Origin of the sequence: Flavobacterium sp., assembly GCF_044339515.1 — a bacterium.
GTDB lineage: Bacteria > Bacteroidota > Bacteroidia > Flavobacteriales > Flavobacteriaceae > Flavobacterium.
In genome coordinates this window covers 1-8,703 of record NZ_JBIIVK010000082.1, presented here as the reverse complement: position 1 = coordinate 8,703, position 8,703 = coordinate 1, and the positions used below count along the sequence as shown (strand labels likewise).

Here is an 8,703-nt window from a genome sequence, read left to right as displayed (position 1 = left end):
CTTTAAAATGAAGTCTACAAGCTTCTTCACTTCCAAAATTTGCCGTAAAACTGAATAAATTCATCGCTTTTTTTTATCAAATATAAGGCTTTTTATTTAATTATGGGTAATTGCGGACAATCAATTAAAATTTTAACGTCTTTACAAAATATTTCTTAATGAAATGATAAAGTAATTGTTCCTATAAATCCAATACTTAATTTTGAAAAATGATTTTAAAGAGGCCTTATCCTACCGTATTTCTACTTTTATCTTTCAGTTTATTTGGAACATTTAAACTATTTGGACAAAAAGGAACAACTGCCTTGCGAATTAATGAATCTGTTTCAATAGATGGAAAGCTTGATGAAACCATTTGGGCGAAAGCTCGTCTTGCGAATGAATTTATAATGCTTGAACCTGAAAATGGTGTCCCGGAATCACCCGAAAGAAAATCGGAAGTTAAAATTCTTTATGATGACGATGCTATTTATGTTGGAGCAATTTTATATGACAATGAACCTTCCAAAATAGAAAAAGAAATTACTCAACGGGATGATTTTGGAACAGCCGATCATTTTGGTATTTTCATTAACGGTTTCAACGACGGTCAGCAAGATTTTCGTTTTTTTGTCTCCGCTTCCGGTGTTCAAATGGATTGTTTGGCAACAGAAAACGGTGAAGATTTCTCATGGGATGCCATTTGGAATAGTGAAGTAAAAATCACCGACTTTGGGTGGGTAGTTGAAATGGAAATACCGTATGCTGCACTTCGCTTCTCGGATGACAAAATTCAAACATGGGGAGTTAATTTCTTCAGAGAAATTCGTCGATTCCGACAAAAAGCAACTTGGAGTAAAGTAGATAGAGCCATTGGTTCTTTTATTAATCAAGCCGGAATTTTAGACGGTATTGAAAACATCAAAACACCCACCCGATTATTTCTGATTCCTTATACTTCGGGATATATCGAATCAAACAATAACGGTACCGAAAGCACTTTTAAAGCCGGGATGGACATTAAATACGGCATCAATGATTCTTTTACGTTGGATGCGATTTTGGTTCCCGATTTTGGACAAACTGCTTTTGATAATGTAGAATTAAACTTAGGTCCATTTGAACAACAATTCAATGAAAACAGACCTTTTTTTACCGAAGGAACAGATTTGTTCTCCAAAGGAAATTTGGTTTATTCAAGAAGAATAGGTGGACCGCCGTCTGCATCACCCACCACGAGTGAAAACGAAACCGTTGAAACGTATCCAAATACTGTTAATCTTTTGAACGCTTTGAAAGTTTCAGGAAGGACTTCTGAAGGTTTAGGAATTGGTTTTTTAAATGCTATTACTGAAAAAACCTATGCTCGTATTCGAAACAACGACACGAATGAAATTCGAGAAGAATTGGTAGAGCCTTTGTCCAATTATAACATATTGGTTTTTGATCAACGATTCAATCAAAATTCTTCTGTTTCTTTTATCAACACGAACGTCACACGATTTGGTGATTTTAGAGATGCCAATGTAACCGGCATTGTGTATGATATTAATTCCAAAGGAAATAAATACAATATTTCCGGCGATTTAAAAATGAGTAGTATTTATGATGATGAAAAAGGAAATGGCTATTCAACGTATATTAATTTTGGTAAAACGTATGGAAAATACCGCTATTCTGTAGCTTCGCAATATGTCTCCAAAGAATTTGATATCAACGATTTAGGAATAAACTTTATAACCAATTATCACAATTTTGCTGCAAATTTTAATTATCGGATTTTGAATCCAACCAAACGATATAATTCCTTTAGACTAAATGCCAATTACTATTTAGAACTTGAAAATACCACCGGAAAAGCACAGGATCATTGGATCAATATGAATATCAATTCCAGCACTTTAAAAAATGATTTTATTGGTTATGGCTTTTTAGTAAGTCCGTTTGTAACCTATAATTTTTATGAATCCAGAGTTCCCGGAAGACCATTAGCTTTTCCGGCTAGTGGCAATGCTTGGATTTATTTCTCATCCAATTATAACCGAAAATTTGCGTTGGATGTTGAACCATCTGTCCGAATCTTTGATCAGGAAAACCGATTAAATTATGGTTTATTTGTAAGTCCGAGGTATCGATTTAATGACAAATTAACGTTGATTTATTCCACCAATTATAATCGCCAAAACAGCGATATTGGATGGGTAGATTTCTCAGAAAATGACATTATTTTGGCTGAGAGAAATCGAACAACATTAACCAATTCCATTTCCGGAAAATATGCCATCAACAACAAAATGACATTGAATTTAACCACCCGACATTATTGGTCATTTGCAGAAAATGTTCAGTTTCACAACTTGTTGGAGGATGGAACTTTTACGACAAACAACAATTACACAAGCAATAAAGACGCTAATTTTAATTTGTGGAATTTTGATTTGTCCTATTCGTGGTGGTTTGCTCCGGGAAGTCAAATAACAGCTTTGTATCGAAACAATGCTCAAAACTTTTCCAACGAAATTAATAAAAGTTTTGGATCAAACGTTGGCAATGTTTTTGAAGATAATTTAAATCATGTTTTTTCGGTGAGTTTACGCTATTTTATTGATTATAACAAAGCTAAAAATTGGTTTAAAAAAGTGTAAATCTCGCTTCAGCAATGACGTATTTCATTATCTTTGCTACAAAATTTTTCCTATGAACAAGAAAGTTATCCTAATGATTTTAGACGGATGGGGACATTCTCCCGATCCTAAAGTTTCTGCTATTGACAATGCCAACACACCGTTTATTGATTCGTTATACAAAAATTATCCTAATGCGGAATTGAGAACAGACGGTTTAAATGTAGGACTTCCGGAAGGTCAAATGGGAAATTCAGAAGTAGGTCATATGAATTTAGGAGCCGGAAGAATTATTTATCAAGAACTTACACGTATTAATTTGGCTGTTCAAAACAAGACCTTGAACAACGAAAAAGTACTGCAAGACGCTTTTCACTATGCAAAAGAAAACCATAAAGATATCCATTTTTTAGGATTGGTTTCTGACGGCGGAGTACATTCGCACATTGATCACGTAAAAGGTTTGGTGGATGCCACACAAGATTTTGGCTTACAAAACGTTTATATACATGCGTTTACCGATGGCCGTGATGTGGATCCAAAATCAGGCGTTCGATTTATATCAGAATTAGAAAATTACTGTAAAAACACTTCGGCTAAATTAGCTTCTGTTATTGGTCGCTATTATGCAATGGATAGAGACAGAAGATGGGAAAGAGTAAAGTTAGCTTATGATTTATTGGTAAATGGTGTTGGAACATATTCTACCAATGCAATTGATTCGTTACAAGACAATTACGCCAAAGACATTACAGATGAATTTATTCAGCCTATTGTGATGGTTGATGAAAATGATAAACCATTAACCACTATTAAAAACGGAGATGTTGTTATTTTCTTCAATTTTAGAACCGATAGAGGAAGACAATTAACAGAAGTTTTAACCCAATTTGATTGTCATGAACAAAATATGCATCAATTGGATTTGTATTATGTAACGTTGACTAATTATGATGAAACGTATAAAAACATCAAAGTAATTTACAATAAAGATAACATCACTGAAACATTAGGAGAAGTGTTGGAAAGAAACCATAAAAAGCAAATCCGAATTGCGGAGACAGAGAAATATCCGCACGTAACATTCTTTTTTTCCGGTGGTCGCGAAGAACCTTTTGAAGGCGAAACTCGCATCTTAAGAAACTCTCCAAAAGTAGCCACTTATGATTTGAAACCTGAAATGAGTGCCTTTGAATTAAAAGATGCCTTAGTGGAAGAACTCAAAAAAGGAGAAGTTGATTTTGTTTGTTTAAATTTTGCTAACGGCGATATGGTGGGACACACCGGTGTAATGGAAGCCGCTATTAAAGCGTGTGAAGCAGTGGATGTTTGTGTAAAAGAAGTGATTGATACTGCTTTGGCAAATGATTATACCACTATCGTTATTGCCGATCACGGTAATTGTGAAACCATGATTAATCCGGATGGTTCACCTAACACAGCTCACACTACCAACCCGGTTCCAGTGATTTTGGTAGATAAAGAATTAAAGACAATTCACAATGGTGTATTAGGAGATATTGCACCAACCATTTTAACCCTCATGGGAATTGAACAACCGAAAGCCATGACAAGGCATTCTTTACTATAGAATATATTGAAATCGATTTATAAATTTTTCTTTCTAATTTGGATTTTTACTGTCCAAAACTCCTTCGCTCAAGGTGGAGCACCGTCGTGTGCACAATTTCAAGCTAATTTTGAAGCGTATCAATCGTGTGCTACAAGTATTCCATTTCAGAATTCTGTTGGTGGCAATGGTGAAAATTTTAACACTACTTGTATAGAGCAAAATTTTCAAGGTCCTACGTGGTTTTTTATTAAAATTCAAACCCCTGGAAATATTGTTTTGCAAATCAATCAAGTAGGAAATAATGGAGCAGGAACTGACGTTGACTTTGTTCTTTGGGGACCATTTAATGACCTATCCAATGTTTGTAGTCAATTAAATACATCTGTTGAAGTAGATTGTAGTTGGTTGCCTGACAGTGTTGAAATTGTTACTATTCCCAATGGTCAAGTAGGAGAATTATATGTTTTGTTGATTGATAATTATTCCAATGTGCCGGGAGAAATTACTATTACTCAAATTGGCGGTACAGGAAGTTCGGATTGTAGCTTTTTATCATCAGTAGATATTACCGATGAAGCCGGAAACGAAATTACCCAAACCGACTACTGTAAACCGGAAACAAAAAGTATAACCGCTACCATTGATGTGACTGATTTTGATGGAAATCCATCCGATTTACGGTTTAACTATTCTTGGTATCGCAATGGCGTATTGCTTACTACGATAACAAACAGCACGGCAAGCACTAATACTTTGGCAAACATAGCTGAGTCAGGAACTTATAAGGTAGAAACAACGGCTTATGACAGTACCGACCCAACCGTTGACCTGACTAACTTACCGATTAGTGAAGATGAAATAGAGTTGAAATTTTTTATTTTACCTGATGTTTCAATTCAAAACACCACAACAAATTGTTTGAGTGCTAATCCAATTCTGCAAAGCACTGTTTTGAATCAAAACCAATTTGATTCCTTTGTTGATAATCCAATTTATCAATGGTATAGAAATGATGTAGCTATTTTTGGTATTTCGAACGATAGTTTTTCGCCTTTTCAACCCGGAAAATATACTTTAGGAATAAAAAATGGTGCGTGTAACGAAGTTATTTCCAACTCAATTTTTATTTATGACACTCCACAAGTAACTATTTTAGATACTACTACAATTTGTGACAATGATAGCTATACCATAACATCTTCCATTGCAAATAGTGGAAATTTGAATAACTTGACGTATCAATGGTACCAAGACAATAATCCCATTGCAGGTGCAAACGCACCAACATTATTAGTTTCTACTGCTATCCAAGCAAACAATTCTACTGCCAATTATTTTTTGGAAGTAACGGAGGAAGGAATTTGCGTGGGAGATTCTAATACTGTTTCTATTCAGATAAATGCTGTTCCGGTGCTTAATCCAAATCCGGTTATTATGGAACAATGTGATTATATTACGCCAAATAACGACGGAATTGCAACAACCAATTTAACAACAGCATATAACGAAATCACCAACAATGTAGCGGGTTTAACCTTGTTTTATTTTCTAGACAGTGGTTTAACACAACCTATTTTAAATCCAGAAACTTTTGTTAATACTACTTCAAATCAAACCATTTATGTGATTGCCGTCAATGAAAGTGTCACACCAAATTGCACCTCAACTTCAGTTGCTACCATTGCTTTAACTGTAAATCCAACCAGTCTATCTAGCTATCCAAACATGGCTTCGGTCTGTCCGATTTTGAATCAAAATTATGGATTTGTTAATTTTTCTTTACAAGAAAATATTATTAGAACAACTTTTTTTAGTGGTAATCCTGTTGAAATTACATTTTATTTAACCGCTATAGATGCTTCAGTAAAAGCCAATCAATTAAGTAATTTATCTCAAATACCAATTGGTAATCAAACCATTTACACTAGAGTTGAAACAAATAATATCTGCGAAGGTGTGGGAACATTTCAAGTTGAAGTTAAAACTCCTCCAATTCAAAATAATATTAATTCAATTGCTTTGTGTGAAAATGAAACAGTTATGTTGAATAATTTTGATTCCGAAGCTTTGCTTTCGCAAAACGCCTCGGTCCAAGCCTCCTATTTCAGAACATTTCAAATGGCTGAAAATAATTCCGGTTCATTAAATAAAAATATTCCACAAGCTTTTCAGGTTGGCAACAATGCTATATTTGTTCGATTATTTGATACGATTACACAATGCTTTTCGATCGTTACTTTCAATATTGAAGTGTTTCCAAATCCGGTTATTTTTACACCAAATACTATTTCGATTTGCGGTGATACAGTTGCTTCATTTGACTTAACACTACGTAACAATCAAATCACCGGAGGTAACTCAAATTATCAAGTTTTTTATTATGAAACAGCAACCGATTTAGTCGCTGATAATTTTATTACACAACCGTCTGCTTATTCATCAGCGACCAAAACAATTCTCGTAAAAGTCGTTGACCCAACCAATAATAATTGTTCCTCAACAACCAATTTAAGCATAATAGTTGCAACGATTCCCGGAAGTACAAATAACCCTACTCCTATTGAAAAATGTAATGACAGCGGTTTTTTTACTTTTGATTTAACTGAACGATCTGCAGAAATTCTTGGCTCATCCAGCACAAATAATACTATTATCCGTTATTATGAAAATTTTGCTGATGCACTTAACAACAACAATTTCTTTATTCAAAACCCAACCGATTTTACGAATTCTACCCAGGATTTTCAAAAGATTTATGTGCGAGTGACCAGCACAACCAATTTTGACAGCGAATCTGGGCAAACTTGTTTTAGAATTTTAGAATTGGACCTTTATATTCGTCCATTTCCTGAAAATAATTTAAGAACTTTTCCCTATTACATTTGCGTTGATGAAAATGGGGATATTCTAAAAGAAGCCTTCATCAGAACGCAACTCAATGAAACAGCATTTTCTTTTGAATGGTTTGTAAACTTTGATGCACAGCCTGGAAATCAAATTGTAGGAGAATCACTGAGTACATTTTCAACTGATATAGAAGGTAATTTTTCAGTTTTAGTGACAAATATTTCCAATGCGGCTTTATGTTCGCGTGTTTTTAATTTTATAACCATTAAAACGTTGGCACCAAATGCAGTCACGATTTCACCACAAAATCTAATCGGATTCGAAAATCAAAATACAATAACGGCAACAGCAACTCCTTCATCTTCCGATTATGAGTATTCCATTATTCCTGATTTGTGGCAAGAAAGTCCGGTATTTACAAACATAGCGGCGGGAGATTTTGTGTTACGCGTTCGCAATAAATTTGGTTGTGATGAAATAAGCACCACTTTTACCGTGTTAGATTTCCCACTCTTTTTTACACCAAATGGCGATGGTTTTAACGACACTTGGAAAGTGATTGGTTCACCAATTATAGAAATTGTTCATATTTATATTTTCGATCGCTACGGAAAACTTCTGAAAGAAATTGGACAAAACGGAAATGGTTGGGATGGTAATTTTAACGGAAGACCAATGCCTTCAGATGATTATTGGTTTAAAGCCGTTTACAAAAAGGAAGGGATTGAACAAGAATTTAGATCAAATTTTAGTTTGAAAAGGTGAAAAACAAACTTCAATTATATTAATTAGCCATTCTAAAAAGAGTGGCTTTTTATTTTTTGAACACATAAAAAAACCACATGTTCTTGATTTTCATTATATTGCATAATATATTACTTTATAATTATGCTAAAAAAAACAATTCTTTTAGAGAAAAAAGCTTCTGTTTTATGCAAAAATCTTCAACTTGTTATCAAAACGGAGGAAAGAGAAGCAGCCATTCCAATTGAAGATATTGGTTTTATTGTACTTGATCATCCGGAGATTTATTTGAGTATTCCAGCTATGAATTTGCTAATTGAAAACAATTCTTCTTTAATCATTTGCAACACCAATCATTTGCCAAACGGAATGTTTTTAAACCTCAATAGCCATCACATCCAACAAGAAATTTTTAAAAAGCAAATTGAAGCATCTGCACCTTTGAAAAAACAATTATGGCAACAAACCATTGTTGAAAAAATTAAAAACCAAGGCATTTTATTGGAAAAAATTAGTGGTTCAAAAAATCATTTCGAGTTTTTGGCTTCGAAAGTTCAAAGTGGTGACACAACGAACATGGAGGCCGTAGCAGCCAGTCAATATTGGAAATCATTTTTTGATTTGGATTTTAAACGAGAACGATTTGGTGATTATCCAAATAATTTTTTGAATTACGGCTATGCTATTTTACGTGCTGCCACTGCAAGAGCTTTATCTGGAAGTGGTTTATTAAACACGCTTGGTATTCACCACAAAAGTAAGTACAATGCTTTTGCGTTGGCCGACGATATTATGGAACCTTTTCGACCAATTGTGGATGAAAAGGTGTTTGAATTAATGCAAAACTATGATGAACAGGAATTGAACACAGTGCTCAAAGCGGAATTATTGCAAATTTTAACCCGAACGGTTTATTTTAAAGAAGAGAAAAGTCCG

4 protein-coding genes are annotated in these 8,703 nt (G+C 34.1%); all 4 read left to right on the top strand.

Annotation, left to right across the window (positions count from 1 at the left end):
- Nucleotides 1-209 precede the first annotated feature (209 nt).
- Nucleotides 210-2,624, top strand: coding sequence for a DUF5916 domain-containing protein (locus ACIQ0M_RS14950; RefSeq protein ID WP_396153666.1), 2,415 nt, complete (start codon nucleotides 210-212; stop codon nucleotides 2,622-2,624).
- 52 nt (nucleotides 2,625-2,676) lie between these two features.
- Entirely contained in the window at nucleotides 2,677-4,194 is a 1,518-nt protein-coding gene (gpmI, locus tag ACIQ0M_RS14945) for a 2,3-bisphosphoglycerate-independent phosphoglycerate mutase (RefSeq protein ID WP_396153665.1), read from the top strand.
- A gap of 6 nt (nucleotides 4,195-4,200) precedes the next feature.
- Nucleotides 4,201-7,788 (top strand): T9SS type B sorting domain-containing protein, encoded by a 3,588-nt coding sequence (locus ACIQ0M_RS14940; protein ID WP_396153663.1) that lies wholly within the window; start codon nucleotides 4,201-4,203, stop codon nucleotides 7,786-7,788.
- 123 nt (nucleotides 7,789-7,911) lie between these two features.
- Nucleotides 7,912-8,703: type II CRISPR-associated endonuclease Cas1 (cas1, locus tag ACIQ0M_RS14935; protein WP_396153661.1), on the top strand; the 792-nt coding region annotated here is incomplete at its 3' end.

What these genes read in the sequence shown, in the direction of transcription:
- gpmI (WP_396153665.1), top strand. Translation starts at nt 2,677, where the DNA reads ATGAACAAGAAAGTTATCCTAATGATTTTAGACGGATGGGGACATTCT.
- ACIQ0M_RS14950 (WP_396153666.1), top strand. Translation starts at nt 210, where the DNA reads ATGATTTTAAAGAGGCCTTATCCTACCGTATTTCTACTTTTATCTTTC.